The organism is Streptomyces verrucosisporus (genome assembly GCF_017114865.1).
Lineage (GTDB): Bacteria > Actinomycetota > Actinomycetes > Streptomycetales > Streptomycetaceae > Streptomyces > Streptomyces fenghuangensis.
Map to the genome: position 1 here is coordinate 25,768 of NZ_JADEYH010000035.1, position 20,351 is coordinate 46,118.

The 20,351-nt window shown below is 72.1% G+C and carries 15 protein-coding genes; 3 read left to right on the forward strand and 12 right to left on the reverse strand.

The genetic code is table 11. The annotated features are described in order from the left end of the window. The first annotated feature begins 19 nt into the window (after positions 1-19). Entirely contained in the window at positions 20-793 is a 774-nt protein-coding gene (locus tag IQ279_RS24875) for a helix-turn-helix domain-containing protein (RefSeq protein WP_206351559.1), read from the forward strand. Between the two features lie 83 nt (positions 794-876). Here IQ279_RS24875 and IQ279_RS24880 read toward each other — a convergent pair whose 3' ends face one another. The 10 genes from IQ279_RS24880 to IQ279_RS24925 form a co-directional block, all read right to left on the reverse strand. Then, positions 877-2,223, reverse strand: a complete 1,347-nt coding sequence (locus tag IQ279_RS24880) for a cytochrome P450 (RefSeq protein WP_206351560.1) — start codon at positions 2,221-2,223, stop codon at positions 877-879. Then, the gene (locus IQ279_RS24885; RefSeq protein WP_206351561.1) at positions 2,220-2,765 is read right to left on the reverse strand and encodes a flavin reductase family protein; all 546 of its coding nucleotides are present in this window, start codon (positions 2,763-2,765) and stop codon (positions 2,220-2,222) included. The genes IQ279_RS24880 and IQ279_RS24885 overlap by 4 nt, the downstream gene beginning before the upstream one ends. Then, entirely contained in the window at positions 2,762-3,220 is a 459-nt protein-coding gene (locus IQ279_RS24890; RefSeq protein WP_206351562.1) for an acyl-CoA thioesterase, read from the reverse strand. The genes IQ279_RS24885 and IQ279_RS24890 overlap by 4 nt, the downstream gene beginning before the upstream one ends. Positions 3,221-3,223: 3 nt before the next feature. Continuing rightward, positions 3,224-9,100: a type I polyketide synthase gene (locus tag IQ279_RS24895; protein WP_206351563.1), complete on the reverse strand. Its 5,877-nt coding sequence runs from the start codon at positions 9,098-9,100 to the stop codon at positions 3,224-3,226. Then, positions 9,097-10,164 carry an enediyne biosynthesis protein gene (locus IQ279_RS24900; RefSeq protein WP_206351564.1) on the reverse strand — a complete coding sequence of 356 codons (1,068 nt, stop codon included), beginning with the start codon at positions 10,162-10,164 and terminating at the stop codon, positions 9,097-9,099. The genes IQ279_RS24895 and IQ279_RS24900 overlap by 4 nt, the downstream gene beginning before the upstream one ends. 4 nt (positions 10,165-10,168) lie before the next feature. Further along, positions 10,169-12,019 carry a CRTAC1 family protein gene (locus IQ279_RS24905; RefSeq protein ID WP_206351574.1) on the reverse strand — a complete coding sequence of 617 codons (1,851 nt, stop codon included), beginning with the start codon at positions 12,017-12,019 and terminating at the stop codon, positions 10,169-10,171. A 56-nt stretch (positions 12,020-12,075) separates the two neighbouring features. Continuing rightward, positions 12,076-13,062, reverse strand: coding sequence for a DUF1702 family protein (locus IQ279_RS24910; protein WP_206351565.1), 987 nt, complete (start codon positions 13,060-13,062; stop codon positions 12,076-12,078). Positions 13,063-13,155: 93 nt separating this feature from the next. Further along, positions 13,156-14,136, reverse strand: a complete 981-nt coding sequence (locus IQ279_RS24915) for a DUF1702 family protein (RefSeq protein WP_307792526.1) — start codon at positions 14,134-14,136, stop codon at positions 13,156-13,158. A gap of 162 nt (positions 14,137-14,298) precedes the next feature. Beyond that, a complete protein-coding gene (locus IQ279_RS24920; RefSeq protein WP_206351567.1) occupies positions 14,299-14,742 on the reverse strand; it encodes a winged helix-turn-helix transcriptional regulator in 444 nt (147 codons plus the stop codon). A gap of 116 nt (positions 14,743-14,858) precedes the next feature. Next, complete coding sequence (locus tag IQ279_RS24925; RefSeq protein ID WP_206351568.1) at positions 14,859-16,055, reverse strand: IS701 family transposase; 1,197 nt, start codon at positions 16,053-16,055, stop codon at positions 14,859-14,861. A gap of 448 nt (positions 16,056-16,503) precedes the next feature. Here IQ279_RS24925 and IQ279_RS24930 point away from each other — a divergent pair, with 448 nt between their 5' ends. Continuing rightward, positions 16,504-17,118 (forward strand): ScbR family autoregulator-binding transcription factor, encoded by a 615-nt coding sequence (locus IQ279_RS24930; protein WP_206351569.1) that lies wholly within the window; start codon positions 16,504-16,506, stop codon positions 17,116-17,118. Between the two features lie 39 nt (positions 17,119-17,157). Here IQ279_RS24930 and IQ279_RS24935 read toward each other — a convergent pair whose 3' ends face one another. After that, complete coding sequence (locus IQ279_RS24935) at positions 17,158-18,135, reverse strand: NAD-dependent epimerase/dehydratase family protein (protein WP_206351570.1); 978 nt, start codon at positions 18,133-18,135, stop codon at positions 17,158-17,160. Then, positions 18,132-18,758 (reverse strand): ScbR family autoregulator-binding transcription factor, encoded by a 627-nt coding sequence (locus IQ279_RS24940; RefSeq protein WP_206351571.1) that lies wholly within the window; start codon positions 18,756-18,758, stop codon positions 18,132-18,134. Before IQ279_RS24940 ends, IQ279_RS24935 begins: the two co-directional genes overlap by 4 nt. A gap of 143 nt (positions 18,759-18,901) precedes the next feature. On the opposite strand from IQ279_RS24940, the gene IQ279_RS24945 reads away from it, so the two are divergent. After that, positions 18,902-19,807 (forward strand): ScbA/BarX family gamma-butyrolactone biosynthesis protein, encoded by a 906-nt coding sequence (locus IQ279_RS24945; RefSeq protein ID WP_307792527.1) that lies wholly within the window; start codon positions 18,902-18,904, stop codon positions 19,805-19,807. The last annotated feature ends 544 nt before the right edge of the window (positions 19,808-20,351 follow it).

Consider the following 20,351-nt stretch of genomic DNA (forward strand, 5'->3'; position numbering starts at 1 on the left):
TCGACAAAAGGGGGAAATGGTGCCAACCGCTGCTATCGAGCACGCCGTCCGCCGGGTTATCGATGACATGCATGCCAACCTCGGCCAGGAACTGACCATCGACGAGATGGCGCGCACGGCGATGTTCAGCAAATTCCACTTCACCCGGGTCTTCAGGGATGTGACGGGCACCTCCCCCGGACGATTCCTCTCCGCGCTGCGCCTGCAGGAGGCCAAGCGTCTGCTGCTGGAAACCGATTTCAGTGTGGCCGACATCAGCAGCCAGGTCGGATACAGCAGCGTCGGCACCTTCAGTTCGCGTTTCAAGTCCTGTGTGGGTGTCTCCCCGAGCCTGTTCCGGACGATGGGCGGGTTCGTTCCCGAACTCGTGGAGGGAAGGCCGGCCCCCGGTCACGACCCCGCGCGCGCCACCCTGCGCGGCCAGGTGCGGTTCCGCGAGGACCGCTCTCCCGGGCACTGTTTCGTCGGCCTCTTCCCCACCCCGGTTCCCCAGGGCCGGCCGGTGCGCTGCAGCGTTCTGGACGGCCCGGGGCCCTTCGAACTGACGGGCGTTCCCGTCGGCTCCTGGTATGTCCTCGTGCACTCCGTCCCGTACGGCCACGAGCACCTGCCCTCGGGCACCGACCACAAGGACGTCGTCTCCGTCGGCCGGTACGGTCCGGTCACCGTGCGCACCGACACGCTGCTGATGCCGGCCGATATCGCCCTGCGCCCGCTGGACGCCCATGACCCGCCGGTGCTGATGGCCCTCCTCGACATGCGGACGAACGCGCTGGAGACCGTGGCGGGCTGACGCTCCCGCCACCCGGGAGTAAAAGACCGAAGGCCGGCCGCGGGAATCCCCGCGGCCGGCCTTCCGCGCGCGTCCGCGCCCCGTCATGGTGCCGCCCCGACCGTCATCGGCAGCCCGCCGCGCATCCGCAGGGAGAGCATGGGCTCCGCGACCGCGGCGTGCCCCGGCACGACGGACAGGTCCAGGTCGCGGGTGACCAGAGCCGTGACGAAGACGGCCTCCATCATTCCCAGGCCGCTGCCGACGCAGAACCGGGGACCGGCTCCGAAGGGGATGTACGCGTACCGGGGCCGGCTGGCGCTCCGCGCCGGATCGAACCGTCCGGGGTCGAACCGCTCCGGATCCTCCCAGAACTCCGGGTGGCGGTGGAGCGTGTAGGGGCACACGAGCACGTCGGCCCCCGCCGACACCGTGTACCCGCCGACCTCGTCGCCGCGCCGGGCGACCCGGGGCAGTATCCACACCGGTGGGTACAGCCGCATGGCCTCCTGCACCACCTGCGTGGTGTACGTCAGTTCACGCAGGTCGTCCGCTTCGGGCACGCGGCCGCCCAGGACCCTCCTGGACTCCTCGCGCACCAGGTCGCGCACGTGCGGGTGCACGGCCAGCAGTTGGAGGACCCAGCCCAGGGTGCTCGCCGTCGTCTCGTGGCCGGCCAGCAGCAGTGTGACCAGCTCCTCCCGGAGCAGGCGGCGGCCCGTGCGGGGGTCGGCGTGGCGGCGCGCGGCGAGGATCATCCGTGCCAGCGCGTCGTCGGCGCCGTCCCCCTCACCAATGCGAGAGGAGCGGTCGGCCACCAGCGCGTCGACGATCCGGACCAGCTCCCGGCGCGCCCGGCGGAAGCGCCGCTGGACCGGCAGCGGCAGCCACGAGGGCACCAGGTCCTGGGTGACCATGTCGAACATCGCCTGGTTCTGCACGGCCTCGAAGGCGTGCGCGATGGAGTCGTAGGGGTCCAGGTCGGTGCCGAGCAGGGTGCGGCCGAGGACCCCGAGAGTGAGGCCGGTGACCTCCTCCAGGACATCGACCGGCCCTTCTTTCCCACGGGTCCTCAGCGACGCGACGAGTCCGGCGGCCTCCTGCGCCACGGCCCCGGCCTGGGCGTTGATACGGGCCGGTCTGAAGGCGGGCTGCGCGGTCCTGCGCTGGGCGCGCCACAGTTCGCCCTCACTGGTGAGCAGTCCGTCGCCCAGGACGCGCCGGGCCTGCACCAGGCCGATACCCTTGTGGTAGTTGGCCGCGTTGTCGGCCAGCACGTGCTTGGCGTACTCCGGGCGGTTGAAGACGTACAGCTTCCTGGGCCCCGTCACCACCCGTACGGCGTCGCCCAGCGCGGCCGCGTCCCGCATCATCGCGAGCCGGTCCACCGCGAGCTTTCTCAGCAGCCCGGGCAGGGCCGTCGGCGGCGGCCCGGGCGGGTGGGCGCTCATACCGCCGCCCCGGGCGGCTCCGGTGCCAGGTCCCGCAGGCGCCCGCGGTGGAACAGCAGCGCGCCCCGGCCGGGGAGATCCTCCGCGCGGAGCACCTCCCCGAGGTAGATGGTGTGGTCGCCGCCGTCGTACTCCCGCCACTTCTCGCACTCGAAGTGCGCCGCGGCCCCCGGAATGAGGGGGGCGTCGCAGACCAGGCCCTCCAGTCGGCCGACCGCGTCGAACTGGCCGGCGCCCATCGGCCGCGACCGGTCGGCGAAGTGCCGGGCCACGCCCTCCTGGCCGGCGCCGAGTACCGAGACCGAGAAGGTCTCGGACCGGGCGAGGCCGCGGTGCATGACCGCGTCCTTGCCGACACAGACCAGGATCAGCGGGGGGTCGAGCGAGACGGAGGTGAAGGAGTTGGCCGTCATGCCCCGCGGGGCGTCGCCACCGACCGTGACCACGGTCACGCCGGTGGCGAACGCCCCGAAGGTCCGTCTCAGCCGCACCGGGTCCCCGGCCCGGGTGCGGTCCTGTGACGGAACGGCCAAGGTGCTCATGCCGCCCTCCCCACCGGGGTCCGGCTCCGCGCCGCGTACGGCTCGAGAGCGCGGGCCAGGGAGGCGGGGACGACCGAGGGCACGGTGTTGGTGTTCGGACCGCGCATGCAGGCGATCCGCTGCCGGCCCCGTGCCACGAGGGCCTCGGCGCCGCCGGTCACCTTGACGTAGTCGAAGGTGAACTCCAGCTGCGTCTGAGCCAGTTCCGACAGCCGCATGCGGATGGACAGCTCGTCGAAGGCGGTGATCTCGGCGAAGAACTCGCAGTCCACCTTCAGCGTGAACAGCTTCAGGTCGTCCTGTACCTCGGCCAGCACCTCCGGTGCCTTCTGCTGCAGGAACAGCTCCCGGCACCGGCCCTGCCAGCGAAGGTAGTTGACGTAGTACACGTTCCCGACGAGGTTGGTCTCCTCGAATCCGACCGTGTGCCGGTACTCGAAGTAGTCGTCCGACATGGTCTATGACCGTCCTTCCGTGAGTTCCGGTTCGTGCGTGAGGAATGCGAAGACAACGGGTTCCAGAGCGTCCCGCAGCGCGGTGACGAAGGTCGCGATCCGCAGTTCGCCCGCGGCGAAGACCACCCAGGCGTCCTCGCGCCGGGGCATCATCGTCAGCGGGGCGCCCGCCATGACACCGGCCTTCCGCAGGCACTCGACGGCGCTCCACACCCGCGTGGCGGCGGTGTCGGGCGCCTCACCGGTCTCCTTGGTGACCAGTTCCGCCACGGCCGCGTGCTCGCCGAGCAGGCCCTCCCACTCGTCCGCCGGACGCATGCAGACCGCCTCCAGGTCGCAGGCGACCTCTGCGTCCGCCACCGTGCTGAGGGTGATACCCAGGCCGTGCGCCGCCGACAGGTGCCGCTCTCCGCCGATCTCCGGGCGCCCGTCGGGCCGGTGGCGCACGGTCACCGGCCCCCCCAGGGTCCGGGAGGTCGCTGCCGAGGTGAACGCGCGGCGCTCGGCCACGGACTCGACCGGTGTGTCACCGTGCGGCTCGACCGCGACCGCGACACGGGCGCCGAGCACCTCCTCCAGCGTCCGCTCCAGGTAGGGGCCCAGCAGCGGGGCGACCCAGGGCCCGGAGCCGTCGGTCTTGCGCACCGCGTGGAGGGTCAGGCCCTCCCAGCGCTCCACGACGGCGCCGCTGGCGTCGCGGACCGCGATGTCGTACACGTAGGTGTCGCCGTCGCGGCTGCGCTCGACCGCGCAGTAGCGCAGCTCCCGCGGGATGTTCGGGCCGGCGCCGAGCGGGTGGATGCGCTCGACCCCCGAGGGCAGCAGGGTGGCGTCGGGGACGCACACCTGGTTGCCGTGCATCAGCGCGTCGCGCATGCCGGGGTCGGCCAGCAGCAGCTCGCCGGGGAGGAAGCCGGCGAACCAGCCCTGCGGCTCCCGTACCGCCACGTCCGCGTCCACATGACGTGCCGCGGCACGGTGGAAGCGGCGCAGCCGCTGGAAGCGCTCCCCCTGGAAGAGGATGCCGCCGTACAGGTCGGCCGCCGGATCCAGCGGGACCTGCGGTGTGTCCGCGGCGGTCTGCAGGGGCGGGCCGTCCGGCGCCGCGGCGCCGGAGTAGACCAGCCGGGCGCGGAAGTGCTCCGCCGCGAAACCGGTGTCCTGGGCGTGGACGGCGACGTCGACGGTGCCCGCGCCGGTGACGGTCGCGGCGACGCGGATGGTGGTGCTGCCATCGGGCGGGACGACGATGGGCCGCAGGAAGCGGGCGTCCTCGATCACCGGCGTCCCGGTCCATCCGGTGGTCGCGGCGCCGACCTGCGCCATGGCCTCCATGCCCATGACGGCCGGCATGAGCAGGTTGCCGTCCAGCAGATGGTCCGCGAGATAGGGATCGGTGCCCGCGTTCAGCTCGACCTCGGTGACCAGCTCCACCCCGTGGTAGCGGATCAGCGGGTTCCCGGTGAACCGCAGCAGCGGCAGGGGCGGCAGGTCGCGCCGGACCGTCTCGATGCCCTCGGTGCGGCCGCTGACGACCGTCACCACGGGCGCGTCCGGGTCGGAGACCAGCCGCAGCAGGATCTCCACGCCCTGGTCCGGGGAGACCGGGGTGATGCCCTCGCGGGAGAGCGACTCGACGACCGAGAGCTTCTCGCCCATACCGACCCCGGACCACACCGACCACTCCACGCAGCGGGCGCGGACTTGCGGATGGGTGCGGGCGACCTCCTCGGTGAGGTCGGCCAGCCACTCGTTGGCGGTGGCGTAGTGGGCCTCGCCCCGCAGGCCGGCGCGGCCGATGATGCTGCCGAAGGTCACCAGCAGCTTCAGGTTGCCGGGCCCGACCGCGTCCAGCACGGCCCGCAGACCGTCCACCTTGGGCGCGAAGGTGCGGCGGAAATCGGCTGGCTCCAGAGCGTGCAGGGGGCCCGGCTCGTTGCGCCCGGCGCCGTGCAGCAGGCCGGTGACCGGGCCCAGCTCCCGCTCCAGTTCGGCGACGGCGGCTCGGACCTGGTCCGGTTCGGTGACGTCGGCGCGGGCGTAGCGCACGGTCACGCCGTTGCCGGTCATCCGCTCCAGGTTGCCGGCCAGCTCCCGGTCCGAGGCGGGGTCGGAGCGGCCGAGCACGGCGAGCCGCGCACCGCTGTCCAGCGCGACCGCCAGAGCGCACTCGGCGGAGATGCCCTTGCCGCCGCCGGTCACCAGCAGCACGTCCGAGGGACCGAGCGGAGTGTCGGCGCGCTCCGCCCTGACGGGCAGGGCCCGCAGCGTCGGCACGCGGCGCACCCCGTCCGCGCCGTAGTGGGCCTCGCAGAAGCGGGTGGTCGCGGCCACCTCGGCCACCACCCGGTCCACGGTGTCCCCGCCCAGCGGTGTGTGGACGACGGTCGTGCGCAGGTGGGGCGCCTCCTGGTGGAGCGTCTTGGCCAGCCCGGCCGCGCCCCGGCCGTCCTGCACCAGGACGAAGCGCCGGCCCTTCTCCCCCGCCAGGGCGGTCTTCGCCCCGGCGAGGGCCTGCTCGACCAGCTCCGGGGCGCAGCCGGCCGGCAGACACACCAGCACCCCCGGGCCGACCCCGGCGTTCTGCAGCGCGTCGCGCAGCTCCCGCGCCGCCCGGTCGCCGGTCGGCGCGAACAACTCCCAGGAGCCGTCGCCCTCGGGCGCGGCCGCCGGGGGCAGGGGCACCTCGTCCAGGTCGACGCTGAAGGCGCGCGACCAGGCGGAGGCGCCCATGATCACCGGTGTCTCCGTCCCGCCGGGGGCCTCGCCGCCGGTGGCGGCCAGTGTCTCCAGGGCCTCGGCGAGCTCGGCGAGCGTGGCGGTGGCGAAGTTGGTCGGCACCCGGGCCGCCTCGATGCCCAGGCGGGAGGCGGCCTGGTTGACGATCTGACCCACCGTGATGGAGCTCATGTGCAGGTCGTCCAGGAGCCTGCTGTCCTCGGCGACGAGGTCGGCGGGCAGCTCGGCCCGCTCGGCGACGAGGCCGCGCAGCACCTCCAGCGCCGGGGTGCCGCCCCCGCCCTCCGGCTCCGCGGCCGGGCCCGCCGTGGCCGCCCTCGCGGGCGAGGCGACTGCTCCGGGCGAGGCGGCGGCCGCAGCGGCCGGCTCACCGGTCCCGGCGTTGTGCCCGGTTCGGGAGGCCCGGCCGGCGGGCAGGGCCACCCGCGGCGCCTGCTCGCAGGGGCTGGCCAGGAAGCCGAACTCCTGGCCCACCTCCAGCGGCCGGACCAGCCGGTCCTGGAAGAGCCGCTCACCGGCGACGGGCGCGCCGACGACGTAGGCGGCGCCGACCGCCCCCAGCAGTCCGCGCAGCGACTCGTCGTCGGTGTCCAGCGCGACGGACGGGACGCCGGTGGCCGCCGTCGCCAGTGAGCTCAGCACCCGCCCCGGACCGACCTCGACGAACAGGTCGACCTCCCGGGCGGCCGCGGTGACGGCCTGGGTGAACAGCACGGGGTCGGTGATCTGCCGCCGCAGCAGGCCGACCAGGTCCGTGTCGCGCGCCAGCTCTTCGCCGGTGACGGTGGAGACCACCCGGGCGCCGACCTCGCCGAGGCGGGCGCCGGCGAGCCAGTCGCCGAAGGAGCCCGCGGCCGGCGCCACCAGCGGGGAGTGGAAGGCGTGGGACACCGCGAGCCGGGTGCAGCCGACCCCCGCCGCGGCGGCGCGGCCGGCCACCTCCTCGACCGCTTCGACCGGTCCGGCCACGACGGTCTGCTCGGGGCCGTTGTACCCGGCGACGACGACGGGCAGCCCCTCGGCGAGCCGCTCGGCCTCCTGCGGGCCGGCCACCAGCGAGGCCATGGTGCCCGAGGCGCTGTGCTCGGCCATCGCGCGGCCGCGGACCCGGGCCGCCTCCAGCAGGGTCTCCTCATCCAGCGCGCCGGCCCAGTGCAGGGCGGACAGTTCGCCCAGGCTGTGGCCCAGGGCGACGGTCGCCTCCACCCGCAGGGCGTCCAGGACACGCAGACCGGCCGCCGAGCCGGTGGCGATGCGCGGCTGGGCCACGTCGGTGGCGACCATGTCGCCGGTGGCGGGCAGGGCGGCTCCGTCGTAGACCTCCGCCGCCTCCGGGAAGCGGCGGCGCAGCGCGCCGCCGCCGGTGCTCCTGCCCGAGCCCTGCCCGGGGAAGAGGAAGCCGATCCGGCCGCGGCCGGTGGCGTGTCCCAGGAAGCCGCGGCCGTCCGGGGCGAAGTGAGCGCACTCGCCCGCCTCCAGAACCTCGGCCAGGTTCCGCAGCCGGCGCTCGGCGTCCTCCGGGGAGGAGGCCACGACCGCGGCGCGGTACGGCAGGCCCCGCAGTTCGCCCTGGAGGGTGGCGGCCAGGTCGGCGACCTGGGCGTAGGAGACGTGGGCCACGAAATCGGCGACCTCGCCGATCCGGGCGCCCAGGGCCGCGGGCGAGTCGCCCTCCAGCAGCAGCAGCTCGCAGTCCTGCGCGGAGTGCGCCAGTGTGACGGAGCGGCGGTCGGGCGCCGTACGCCGGCGGGTGGCGGGCTCGTCCAGCACGACGTGGGTGTTGATCCCGCCGAAGCCCATGGCGGTGATGCCCGCACGCCGGGGCGTGCCCTGCGGCCAGGCCTCGGCCGTGCGCAGGGCCCGCAGGTTGGCCTGCTCGCCGGTGAGCAGCTCGTGCGGCTCGACACAGCCGATGGCCGGGGGCAGGACCTGGTTGTCGACGGCCATCGCCGACTTGATCAGACCGGCGATGCCGGCCGCCGCCTTGGTGTGGCCGATCATGCCCTTGATGGAGGTGATGGCCGCGACCGGGACCTTGGGGTTGACCGCGGTCCGGGCACTCATCAGCGCGGACAGCTCGGTGCGGTCGCCGACCGCGGTGCCGGTGCCGTGGCCCTCGAACAGCGGCACCGTGTCGATGCCGAACCCGGCCCGCTCGTACGCCCTGCGCAGGGCGAGCCGGTAGCCGCTCACCTCCGGGCGGGTGATGCCGCCCTGGCCGTCGGAGGAGACGCCCCAGCCCGCGATCGTCGCGTAGACGCGGTGATTGCCCGCCAGGGCGTCCTCCTCGCGCATCAGGACGACCATGCCGCAGCCCTCACCGGGCCAGAAGCCGTTGGAGCCGCGGTCGTACAGGCGCATCTCGCCCTTGGCCAGGGCCCCGGTCTTGGCGAAACCGATGATCTCGAACGGGTCGATCGACAGATCCACACCGCCCGCGACGGCGACGTCGATGTCGCCGCTCAGCAGGGAGGTGCCGGCCGTGGTGACCGACAGCAGCGAGGAGGAGCAGGCGCCGTCCACGGTGTAGCCGCCGCCGCCCAGGTCGAAGTGGTTGCAGACCCGGCCGGCGATGGTGTTGGCCAGACCTCCGGCCAGGGTGTCCTCGTCGACGGCCGGGAACGGCTCCTTGTAGGCGGCTTCCACATCCGCCAGGAAGTCCGCGATCCGACCGTCGTCCCAGTCCTGGTCCTTGAGCGCCCCGGCCATGACGCGGCGCACGTACGGCCAGCGCAGCCGCATTACGTTGGCGCGGGCGAACTCGCCGGTGAGGGTGTTGCCGACCACGACGCCGGTTCGCTCGCGCGGCAGTCCCTGGCCGCCGGCGAACCCGGCGTCGGCCAGAGCCCGTCCGGCGGTGTCCAGGGCGAGCCAGTGGGTCAGGTCGGTCGAGCGGTAGGTGCTGCCCGCTATCCGGTGGGCGACCCGGTCGAACTCGTATCCCTCCAGGACCGCCGCGTTGCGCGCGTAGAAACGGTCGGGGGCGGCGGGATCGGCGTCCCAGTAGTCCTCCAGGCGCATGCGCACCTCCGGCAGCCGGCGGAAGGCGCGGCGTCCGGCGACGGCGTTGTCCCACAGCTGACGGGGGTCGGCGGCGTCGGGATAACGGCAGGCCATGCCGACGATGGCGATCCTGGTCATGCCGCCACCCCGACCTTCTCCGGCGCGTTCTTCGCGGCGGGCTCGGCCGGGCAGGCGCACTCGCCGGCGCAGCCGCCGGCGCACTGTGTGGCGGCGAACTGCTCGGGGGTCAGCTCCCCGGCGGCGAGCCGCTCCGGGGCCTGACCGGCGGGGGGCTCCGTCTGCCGGCGCTTGCGCTCCAGGACGTCGACCGTCCACAGGTGGGCGCCGCGGACCAGGCAGACCAGGGCGGTGGCGAAGAAGATGCCGTAGGCGACGCTGAGCGCGGTGAGCACGCCGTACGCGGCCGCGACGCCGCCGCCGAAGGCGATCTGGCCCCATTTGGATGACGGGGTGGTCCCCGGGTCGGTGATCATGTAGTTGGTGAAGAGCACGAACGCCACCCCGGTCATCATCGCCAGGGCCGCGGGGACGGAGGTGTCGAACAGCAGGCCGCGGACCACCGCCTGCAGGACGTAGCCGCCCACCCACGCCAGGATCAGCCACATGCGCTCGGTGAGCTTGGCGTTGAGCATCGTGCCCAGGACGATGATGACGGCGGGGACGAGCCAGTCGAAGCCGCCGTCGAGGTACTCGGTGAAATGGTAGGGCGGGGCGATGCTGGCCCACGGGAAGAGCAGCAGGATGACGGCGATGCCGAAGTTCGACGGGTTCATGAAGTGCCGCATCCGGCCGCGCACCGGCGCGCGCAGCACCCACTTGGCGCCCACGGCGACGATGACGCCGAACACCATCGCCCAGACCTGGTCGTTGACGTAGGTGAGCATGTTCACCGCCAGGGCGGTGATGTGGGCCGGGTAGAGGAACTCCACCAGCCCGCGGGGGCCCTTGCCGCGGAACCGGGGTGCCCTGCCCTCGGAGCGGGCGCCGACCGCCTCCAGGGCGATCTCCACCGTGTAGGCGGTGGCCAGGGCGATGAACGGCCAGGTCCACGGCTGCTCGAAACCGAGGACGGTGTAGCCGAATATGTTGAGCACGGAGATGGAGATCGCGAACCGGCGCAGGGCCGTGACGACCTTCGGGTTGTGGCGCGGCGCTGCCGGTGCCTTCTGCTGTGCGGACATGGGGTTACTTCTCCTTGGCCTGTGTTCCGAGCTGGATGCTGTGGCGGCCGGGGGACAGCCGCAGCCGCTGCTCGTGTACGTCGCCCGTGCGGTCGCGCCAGGTCAGCCGGACGCTGACCGGGCCCCGGACGTCGTGGCCGAGGCCGATGTGCACCTCGGAGCTGCGCTTGCCGGAGTGGCCGCCGCCGCCGTCGACGCGGCCGATGCGCTCGGTCCCGTCGGGCAGGGTGACGCGGACCTCCGCGCCGACCGCGGGTGAGCCGGAGGGGTGGGTGAGCCGGAGCCCGAGATGGGCTCCGGTGTCCTCGCCGACGTTGTGGTAGAAGCCCGGCTCGCCCCACTGGTGGGCGACCGCGAGGTCGAGGCGCCCGTCGCCGTCGACGTCGCCGGTGGCGATGCCCCGGCTGGGGATGGGGACGGCGAGGCCGAGTGCGGGGGACAGGTCGGTGTACCTGCCGTCCTCGCCTTTGGCGAACAGGCGCATGGTCTGGCTTCCGGCGAGGTCGTCGCCCTCCCGGACGTTCGGCCACCAGGTGGGGTTGGAGATCAGCGCGTCGTTGGCGGTGGCCAGCTCCTGCAGCTGCGGCCAGCGGTTGTTCTTGCCCTTGACGAAGCCGAGGGCCTGGGTGATCTCCAGTACGCCGTCGTTGTCGTAGTCGGCCGTCTTCACGTCCCAGCCCCAGCCGGACCAGGCGAGCCCGAGGTCGGTGCTCCGGTCCTCGTAGGGGGCCTGGCCGTCCTCCAGACGGGCTCGCACCTCGGCTCTGCTCCCGGCCGTGCCGATGAAGGCGAAGTTGGACTCCTGGATGCCGAACGAGGTGGTGATGTTGCTGACGAACATGTCGTACAGGCCGTCGTTGTCCAGGTCGCCGAAGTCGACGCCCATGCCCTTGAAGGAACTGCGCCCGATCTCCTTGGACTTGGGCACGGTGCCCGAGTGGACGGATTTGACCTGGGCGAACTCGATGCGGCCGGGGCGGGAGGTGTTGTGCAGCAGCGCGGAGGTGCCGAAGTCGTGGGCCAGGTACAGCTCCGGCAGCCGGTCGCCGTCGAGGTCGGCGGCGGACGCGCCGAGCGTCCAGCCGTGGCTGAGACCCTGCGGCAGGGAGCCGTCGGTCTTCTCGTAGCCGTGCTCGGTCCACCGGAAGAAGTGGCCGCCGCCGCCGTTCTGGGCGTGGGAGAGCGAGTCGTTCATCACGACGTCGCCGTCCTTGGACGGATCCAGCACGGGGCTGTCGGGGAAGTAGTTGCCGATGAAGATGTCGTTGTGGCCGTCGCCGTCGAAGTCGGCGACGGCGGCGGCGTTGGAGTTCCACAGCGGGCCGGTGTACCGGGGGCCCTTCTTTCCGGGCAGGAGCTCGGTGGGGCGGAAGGAGCCGGGCGCGAGGCCCTTGTCCTTGCCCGCGTCCTCGGCGAGGAAGACGATGGGGGTGCGGCCCCAGTAGTACACGAGCAGGTCGGTGGCGCCGTCCTCGTCGAAGTCGCCGGGCACGCACCCCATCGGAGCCATCGTCTCGTCGACCGGCAGCGGGGCCGGGTCGAGGGCGAAGGGCGGGTAGGCATCCTTGCGGTTGGGCGAGGGCGTCACGACGACCTGGTCGATGCGCGGGTCGGTGACACACAGGTCGTTGGCCAGCCCGTCGCCGTCCACGTCGTTCATGGCGATGCCGGCGCCGACCGAGGATATCCAGGCGTCGATGTGCTCGTAAGCCTTGTTGACCTCGCGTATCTTCTTCTTCTCGAATCCGGCCGGCATGGCGACCGTCATTGATTCGAAGGAGAACTTATCGGCGAGTTTCGCGGTTTCGGACGCGGATGTCTCGGGGATCCGCACCACGTAGAAAGTCCCCACCATGAGGGTGAGCGCGGCGACTCCCGCTACATTCTTGCGCAGCCATCCGGTTACTTTTCTCACAGGTCGGCGCCTTTCCGGGAGATCGATATGGAGGCGATTTCGGCGGCGATGTCCCGGCGCCACGTCTCGTAGGCGGGGACATCTGCGCGGCCGCCTTGCGCGGGCATGCGGTCGATGCACACCCGCGCCGCCCGCTCGGGCGTCGTACCGCACAGAAGGCGGGTGGCCAGGTGGGTGTGCGCGACCGTGGTGCCCGCCCTGTCGCGGGCCTCGGCGGCGAAGGCGGCGCCCTGGGCCAGCTGGAGGCGGTGCTCCCCGGCCCGCTCGGCGAACCGGCGCAGTTCCTCCTCGTCGGCGGCGCCGGCGTAGGTGGCGGCCAGCCCCGCGCCGGCGTACAGGTCGCCGCGGCGGTCCTCGGGGTAGGAGGCGATCAGGTCGGTGACGGTGTCGGCGTCGGTGCCGCCGACGAACCACAGGGCCCGGCCGATGCCCTGGTCGATCACCTTGGCCGCGTAGTCGTCCGGACCGCCCGCCCAGTGGAAGGGGTGTCGCACGTGCGGGGTACGGACATAGGAATCGGTGCGGAAGTAAGCCTGGTGGAAGCCGTAGCCGTCCAGGATCAGCCACCGCAGCAGCGGGTCGGTGCGCTCCACGTCGGGCCACAGGAACCTCGGCAGGCGGGCCATCGCCCAGCCGATGCCGACGTAGACCATGTAGATGTGGCGGCGGCCCTCGCCGGCGAGGAGGCCCTCCAGCCTCCCGCCGTGGCCCGGCAGCGCGTCGTGCACGACCGCCCCCATGCCGGCGCCCTCGTAGGCGAACCCGCGGTAGGCACGGGGGACGGATTCCAGCATCTCCTCGGCCTCGGCGGCCGACCGGGCCTGGACCGTGTGGCCGTATCCTTCCAGGAAAACCCGGCCGATCGTCTCCAGCTGTTCCTGGGCCTGGCGGTTCTTCCAGTGGAAACCGCGCTTTTTCAGCGTCGTTTCGGAAATGGAAGGTGTGAGAATGCGGCGCCGTAGCGCCCCGAAGATCGTGGACAACGCAGTAAACCGCCTCTCGAGGAATATCCCCCAGTAGATGGATGATTTCGAATCTATCCAGGGAGGTCGGGCGGACGTCTACTCCGTATGTGCTCAAACCACGGCGGAGGCCAGCCGTTCGCGCACGTTGCGGCGCCAGAGTTCGTACGCCGGAAGGCATCCCGTCCCGGTCCGGGGCACCGCGCAATCGTCGGCCAGTTTGGCGGCTGCCTCGACGTCGAGCCCGGCGAACGCCCGGGTTGCGGCGCGGGTGTGGTCGGGCACGTGACCGGCGTGGTGACGGGCCTTGGCCGCGAACACGGACCCCTGGGCGGCGTGCTGGCGATCCTCCCCGGCCTCGGCGCGCAGCGCGGCGAAGCCCTCGGGGGTGTTCCCGCCGGCGAAGGTGGCGGCCAGCGCGACGCCGCTCCACAGGTCTGCCCTGCGGTGGTCGGCGAACGCGCGCACGGCCGCGCAGACGCGGTCGACGCGGCCGCCGTGGATGAACCACAGGGCCCGGCCGACGCCCTGGTCGACGGCGCGCCGGAAGTAGCCGCAGTCGCCCTCCCACGGGTACGCCCGGGGCATCCGCTGCTCGTCGACCCAGCGGCTTGTGTCGAAGTAGGCGCGGTCGAAGCCGTACCCGTCCACGGCCAGCCAGCTCATCGCCGGATAGTGCTCCGGCCCGGTCAGCGGGGGCACGGCCTTCCGCCACAGCGGTCGCGGCAGGCGGGCCATGGCGAAGCCGATCCCGATGTAGTTGAGGAAGACGTGCGGTCTGCCGCCGCCCTCCATCAGATCCCGGGTGCGGCGACCGCGCGGGCCCATTGCGTCGCGGATGACGCAGGCCATCGTGGCGCCCTCGTAGGCGAACCCCCTGATCTCGGGCTCGACCATGGCCAGGCGGCGCTCGGTGTCGGCCAGGTCGCGGTCCCCGATACCCCACTCGAAGCCGCAGACGACCGCCTGAGGCACGGCATCCAGCCGCCGGGTGCTCTCGGTCGCCTCCACCGCGAAGCCGCGGCCGGCGATGCTCACCTCCGTCAGGGACGGAGCCATCGCCGCTCTGCGCAGCGCTCCCAGTACGGATACCACGGTCGTCCTCCCGTCACGGATCGCCCTGTCGGCAGCGGATGGCCCATCGTGGTGTGGCGGGGGAGCGCGGGGCATCTTCGGACGTGCGCAGGGGACGAGTGCTCGCTCGGTACCACGCCAGGTGTTCGAGCCGGCGGGAGGTGTTCAGGGGCGCGGGCGTGTTCAACGCACCGGCCGCACCTCCACCTCTTCGTCGTGCACCTGGCGGCCGCAGCCGGCACACCTCAGCTCAACGTGCACGGTGCCCTCACAGCCGATGTGGTCGGCCCTGCGCGGGGGGCCCGTTTCCAGCGGAAGATTCCGGTCGCCCCACTGCATCAGCGCGATGACCGCCCGGGTCAGATCGAGTCCCGCGGGGGTCAGCCGGTACTCATACCGGGCCGGCCTGTCCTGGTAGGGGACCCGCTCCATGATCCCGTGCTCGACGAGCCGGGTGAGGCGCCTGGTCAGGACGTTGCGGGCGATGTCCAGGTGCTCCAGGAACGCGTCGAAGCGCTTGGTGCCGAGCAGGGCCGAGCGGATGATCAGGAGTGTCCAGCGCTCGCCGACGACCTCCAGGGCCCGGGCCAGGTTGCAGTCCTGCCCCTCATAGGTGTGTCTCAGCATCCGTTCACCCTAGCGTCGGAGCGGTTTCCCGGAAGGGGGCCGAGGTGGTGAAGCCGCGGACCCGCGCACGGCGCACTGGCGGTCCGGCCCGGCTCCGGGGCGGCAGGTCCCACCGGTCAGGCGGCGGTCGGCAGCGGCCGCGCCGCGATTCCCGACCCGTCGAGCCGACTGTAGGCGTACGCCGCCGACACCAAGGTCATGTGGTGGTGCCAGCCGGGGTAGGAGCGCCCCTCGAAGTCGAGCAGGCCGAAATCCTTCTCCATCCGCCTCACCGACTCGGCCGTCCGCGACAGCGTCCGTACCAGCGCGAGTCTCTCATCCGCCCTGGCGCGGGTGAGGGAGGTGAGCCACAGCCGTGGCGGTCGGCGGTCTCCCGCGGTGCGCACCGCGAACAGCTGGTAGGTGCGCGGCGGCTGGGAATCGGACACAAGCGCCGTGGGCAGGTGCACGAGGCTCGTCATGACGGTCGTGCCGCGCCTGTGTCCGGGCTCGGCGGGCACGGTCTCCGTCTGGAACAGCCCGCCGGTTTCGAACTGGAACGGGCTGCGCGCGGCGATGAGCATGCCGCGCACGCCGGAGCCGCCTCGCTGCTGAACCTTCAGATGGCGGCCGAGTACGACCTTGAAGTCGTCCGGTACGGCGACGACGAAGTGGCGGTCGCGCAGGGTGAGGCCGCGTACCAGGTCGACCGCGTCGGGGGAGGCGGACAAGTCCGCCACGACCGGCACGGGGACTGCGCGGCTGACCGAGGCCAGGATGTCGACCAGGTCCAGGACGTGCCGCTCGACCGGCTGGTCGTGGACGCCGTCCGGGATACGGGCGCGTCTGCGGCGCTGCGGGTCCCTGGCCCAGGGGCCGGGCAGCAGCAGACGCCAGTCGACCGGGAAGGCCCCGTCGGGTACGGCGAGGAAGGCGCCGACGCCCACCTGGCAGGTGGCCGAGCGTCCGGTGGACGGGACGAAGCGCCGGTGCACGCCGCAGGAATGCTCCCCGCGCTTGCGCAGCACCGCCAGGTCCACGGTCCAGGCCTGCGGTCGCGTGCGGTGCTCGACCCAGCGCACCAGCTCCTCCCGGGGAGGCGCCCAGTCCCATGGGCTCGCGTTGACGAACTGGTGCAGCGACTGGGAAACGGTGGGGGATTCCGAGAGGGCGGCGGCGATGCGCCGCACCGACTTCTTGCCCGGGGTGGCGAGCAGGCCCTGCAGGTAGGCTCGCGCCCATCTGCGCTGATCGGCCCGTGGCAGGCGCTCGAAGATGCTGTCGGCGAACGCGGGCACCGGGCCCCGGGTGTCCGTGAGGGCGTGCGTGGTCATGGCGTGGTTCCCTCCCTGCGGCAGGCATGAGGCTGACGCACGCCAAAAGAATAGCGAACACCCTCTTTTTTTTGCGACCCTGCGGAGTCGGTCCGCGATGTCGCCCACTCGCCCCTCGCGCCGCGGGCGGCACCGGCGCCCACGGGGGTGTACGGCGTGACGGAGGGAGCCGCCCCACGCACGGGTGGCCGGCCTGCCCCGCCGCCCGGGTGCGAAGAAGGCGCTTTCCCGCATCTTCTCCCAGGTCACGGCGGTGGTGTGTGCTCCGGGAGGGTCACTTCACGGATTAGGCGCATCTTGGGCAACTCGGTATTGCCCGGCGTCTCCGGGGAGGAGCAGGGTGTTCACCTAACGTGAAGAGTGGACCACCGGGGAAGCGCAATGGTGCGTTGCGGTCGGAGGCCGTACCCCCTGTGCGTCAATCGGCGAGCGCCTATTCGGAGTCGGCATGGTGAAGCAGGAGAGAGCTCTACGGACACGCGCCGCCGTGCTCAGGGCCGCTGCGGAGGCGTTCGATCACGGCGGTTACGAGGGCGCCTCGCTGTCCCAGGTCAGCAAGGCCGCGGGCATGTCGGTGGGAGCACTGACCTTCCACTTCTCCACCAAGGCGGACCTGGCAGACGCCGTCATGGAGGAGGGCTGGGCGGCCGTGCAGGCCGTCCTGGAGCGCGTCGCGGGAGAGCGGACGCCCGCCCTGCGCGCCATCATCGACATCACGCTCGAACTCGCGCGGTTGATGGAGGAGAACGTGGCGGTGCGCTCGGCCATCCGCCTCACGCGGGAACGGCCCACCGCTTCGACCTGGTCGGACAGCTGGCTGCCGACCGTGCGGAAGCTGCTGGACGAGGCGCACCGGTCCGGCCAGCTCCGTGAGGACGCGCTGCCGGCGGACGTCGCGACACTGGTGGAACACCTGACGAGCGGGGCCGAGGCCTACACGCGCGAACGGAGCGGCACCGGCCCTGGCAGGAGCACCGGCCACCAGAGCGCCGCCGGCCGGCTGGAGCGCGTGTGGCACCTGGTCCTGACGGGTGTCCGCGCTCCCGAGGCCACCGCTCCGTGACGTTCAGGGGGGCAGCCGGAGACGCTCCGTCCGGTCACCTCACTCCGCCCCGCGGGTTCCCGGGGACCCGGCCGTTGTGACCGAGCGGTACCAGTCGGCGGACTCCTCCAGTCGTGCCAGAGGACCCGGACCCGGCTCGCACCCCGCGGCGCGCCAGGTGGCCGCACTGTCGTACCAGTGGTCGAGCGCGATGAGTGACATCTGACGCTCGGTCACCCGACTGCCGGACGACTCGAGCGCGCGAACGCATTCGCTCCAGGGCAGCTCCTCGGTGACCGCCGGCAGCAGTCCGTGCCCGGCCAGGGCCGTCAGGAGGTCGCCGCAGCGTACCGGAACGGGGTGGCCGGCATGGTGCACCGCCGCGGCGGCCGACCGCCCGGTGAGGCCGAAACGGACGATCAGGCGCGCGAGATCCTGGACGTCCACCAGGGAGAGCAGCGCCCTTCCGCCGTCCCACAGGGCGGGCACGGCGGTGAGCAGTTCGGCCAGGGTGGGGACCACCCACCGGTCCCCACGCCCCATCACCAGGCCTGGACGCAACACGGTCGCCCCGGCCGCGAGGGCATGCCGCTCGCCGGCCAGCCGGGACCGGCTGGCCGGCGAGACGGGGGCGGGCTCGACCTCGCCCACCACGATGCCGCGGTGGGGACCGGGGCCGTAGACCGCCGCCGTGGACAGGTGCACGATCCTGTGAACCCCGGCCCGCTCCGCCTCCGCCATCACGGCGGCGGTTCCCCGGTTGTTGACCGCGTCGCACCACGACGGGTCCGGGCCGAGCGAGACGCCCAGGTGCACCAGCACCTCCGCGCCCTCGCACGCACCCTTCAGCGTGCCGGGCTCCGCCAGGTCGGCCGGGAACCATTCGTCGGCGGCGGTCTCCCCGGTCGGAGGCCGCCGTCCCACCGCGCGGACGACGAATCGGTCTCCGGCGGTCCCCCGCCATCGCGCCAGTGCCCTCAGCACAGCCGAGCCGGTGAACCCGGTGGCTCCGGTGACCACGATCCGCGGGGGCCTCAAGCGACCAGTCCTTCCTCGCAGGGTCTCGCCCGGATCCTCGCTCTCACGTGCGGAGGAGCGATCCCGGGCAGGAGATAGCGCCACAGCATGGCGACGCGCTCCAGCAGGTCCTCCCGGCCGGTGGAGATGTTCGAGTACAGCTGAGTGCCGCTGTAAGCGCCCACCAGCACCTTGGCGAACTCCTCCTCGTCCACGTCAGACAGCAGCTCGCCCTGTTCACGCGCCGCGCACAGGTGCCCGTGGAGCTGTTCCACCCACTCCCGATAGGGTGTGTCGTCACGTATCCCCATCTCGCCCTGCTCGACCGAGAGGCGGACGCTCGCACGGACCAGGACATTGGTCTGCAGTGCCCGCGCCATGTGGAACGTCAGATCGACCAACCGCTGCAGTCCGGGCTCACCGGCGGGGAACTGGACGAACTCCTGCTGACTGGCGATGACGGCGTGGGCGAGTGACTTCTTGGACTTGAAGTGGAAGTACATGCCGCCCTGGGTCACCCCGGCGCGTTCCATGATCTTGCTGATGCTGGCACCGCTGTACCCGTACTCGTCGAAGACCTCGGCCGCAGCGTGGAGAATCACCTCTTTTGTCCTCACCGCCCGTTCCTGCTTCGGCCCGCTCATCTGGCGACCTCAACTTTTCCCTCGACAAAAAAAACGAACACCCTTATTTTACAGATCGGCCCCTACGGCTGATAGCGCGGGGGCGCCACGTACGCACGTTCCAGGGGAGAGCCATGCTTATCACCGAAGAACGCTCCGTTTCCGTGAGACCCGCTCTGACCACCACCGTGGCCAGAGAGTACGTACACAGGGCCGCGTTCTCCGAGGTGTTCCTGACAGGGTGGAACAAGGTCGAGAAGGACACCTTCACGGTCACCGCGCAGTGGCCGCGCAGCCACAGCTTCTACACCACCGAGCACGGCGTGCACGACCCGCTGCTGCTCTGTGAGACGCTCCGGCAGAGCGGCCTGCTGCTCTCCCACACCGCCTACGAGATCCCCTTCGGCTATCAGATCAGCTGGTCCCGCCTGCAGTACGCCGCCAACGCGCAGGCGCTACGTGCGCAGAACACACCCGCCGAGATCGAACTGCACGTGGCGTGCACCGACATCCGCTACCACCGTTCCCTGGCGGCCTCGATGACCATGCACATCGAGGCCGTCCGTGACGGCTCCCTGCTGTCGGTGGCCACCATCGCCTTCGGCCTGCACTCCCCCCGCGTCTACGAACGCCTCCGTTCCGGCCGGTGCGACGCCGCCCTGATGTCCGCCGAGGCCCCGACGCCCGTACCTCCGGTCGCCGGAGAGCTGACAGGACGCCTCAGGCCCCAGGATGTGGTCCTCTCCCCCACCGCAGAGGACTGGCGCTGGCAGCTGCGCGTCGACACCACCCACCCCGTCCTCTTCGATCACCCCGTCGACCATGTACCCGGCATGCTCCTGCTGGAAGGCGTGCGCCAGGCCGCCCACGCTCTGGAGCCCTCCGGCGGAGCGACGATACCGACCGCGATGGACGTCTCCTTCAGGCGCTACGTGGAGTTCGACGAACCGTGCTGGATCGAGGCCGAGACCGAATCCAAGGCGTCCGGCGGACACAGGTCCGTACGCGTCAACGCCCTCCAGCGGGGGAGTTTCGTTTTCACCGCGACCGCCGAGATGACCCCTGTCTGACCGGCGTGTGACCGCCACGCAGGCCGGCCGGCGCGGGTCGGCCGGCCTGTACATTCCTCGGAGCCGCGTGATCTGGGGGAAGGACGGACGGACAGCACCTCAAACGGCAGTGCTGGAAGCGGGATCGCCACCTCCGTCCGGTCCGGTGTGCCATCACCGGGCTCACAGTCGTATCCCCACGCATCGGGCCGCATCCCGGAGTGTGCCGGGAGTGCCGCTGCGGTGCGGCGGGGTCCGTCGTGCCCGGCCCGCCCGCGGGAACGTGCCCGGGAAACCGGAGGAGAGCTGCGGTCGCATCGCATGCCGGCGCTGCGGGACAGCGCGTGAAGCCGGCGCGCCGCGCCGCCCGGGAGCGACCGCCGCCCGCCACCACGACTCCCGTAGTGCACAGATCCCGGAGTGGCGGGAGAGGCACACTATCCGCTTCCTCCGGCCAGGACCGTCTCCCGCCCGGGGTCAGCCCCCGCGCCCGCCGGCTTCGCACCAGGGCCGTGCGTCGGGGAGCCGGCGGGTCCGGTACCGGCGGGTGCGGGCTCCTCCATCG

Bases quoted from the DNA above. Each gene is read 5' to 3' on its own strand.
- IQ279_RS24880 (WP_206351560.1), bottom strand. From the start codon at position 2,223: ATGAGCGCCCACCCGCCCGGGCCGCCGCCGACGGCCCTGCCCGGGCTG.
- IQ279_RS24885 (WP_206351561.1), bottom strand. From the start codon at position 2,765: ATGAGCACCTTGGCCGTTCCGTCACAGGACCGCACCCGGGCCGGGGAC.
- IQ279_RS24890 (WP_206351562.1), bottom strand. From the start codon at position 3,220: ATGTCGGACGACTACTTCGAGTACCGGCACACGGTCGGATTCGAGGAG.
- IQ279_RS24895 (WP_206351563.1), bottom strand. From the start codon at position 9,100: ATGACCAGGATCGCCATCGTCGGCATGGCCTGCCGTTATCCCGACGCC.
- IQ279_RS24900 (WP_206351564.1), bottom strand. From the start codon at position 10,164: ATGTCCGCACAGCAGAAGGCACCGGCAGCGCCGCGCCACAACCCGAAG.
- IQ279_RS24905 (WP_206351574.1), bottom strand. From the start codon at position 12,019: ATGGTGGGGACTTTCTACGTGGTGCGGATCCCCGAGACATCCGCGTCC.
- IQ279_RS24920 (WP_206351567.1), bottom strand. From the start codon at position 14,742: ATGCTGAGACACACCTATGAGGGGCAGGACTGCAACCTGGCCCGGGCC.
- IQ279_RS24925 (WP_206351568.1), bottom strand. From the start codon at position 16,055: ATGACCACGCACGCCCTCACGGACACCCGGGGCCCGGTGCCCGCGTTC.
- IQ279_RS24930 (WP_206351569.1), top strand. From the start codon at position 16,504: ATGGTGAAGCAGGAGAGAGCTCTACGGACACGCGCCGCCGTGCTCAGG.
- IQ279_RS24940 (WP_206351571.1), bottom strand. From the start codon at position 18,758: ATGAGCGGGCCGAAGCAGGAACGGGCGGTGAGGACAAAAGAGGTGATT.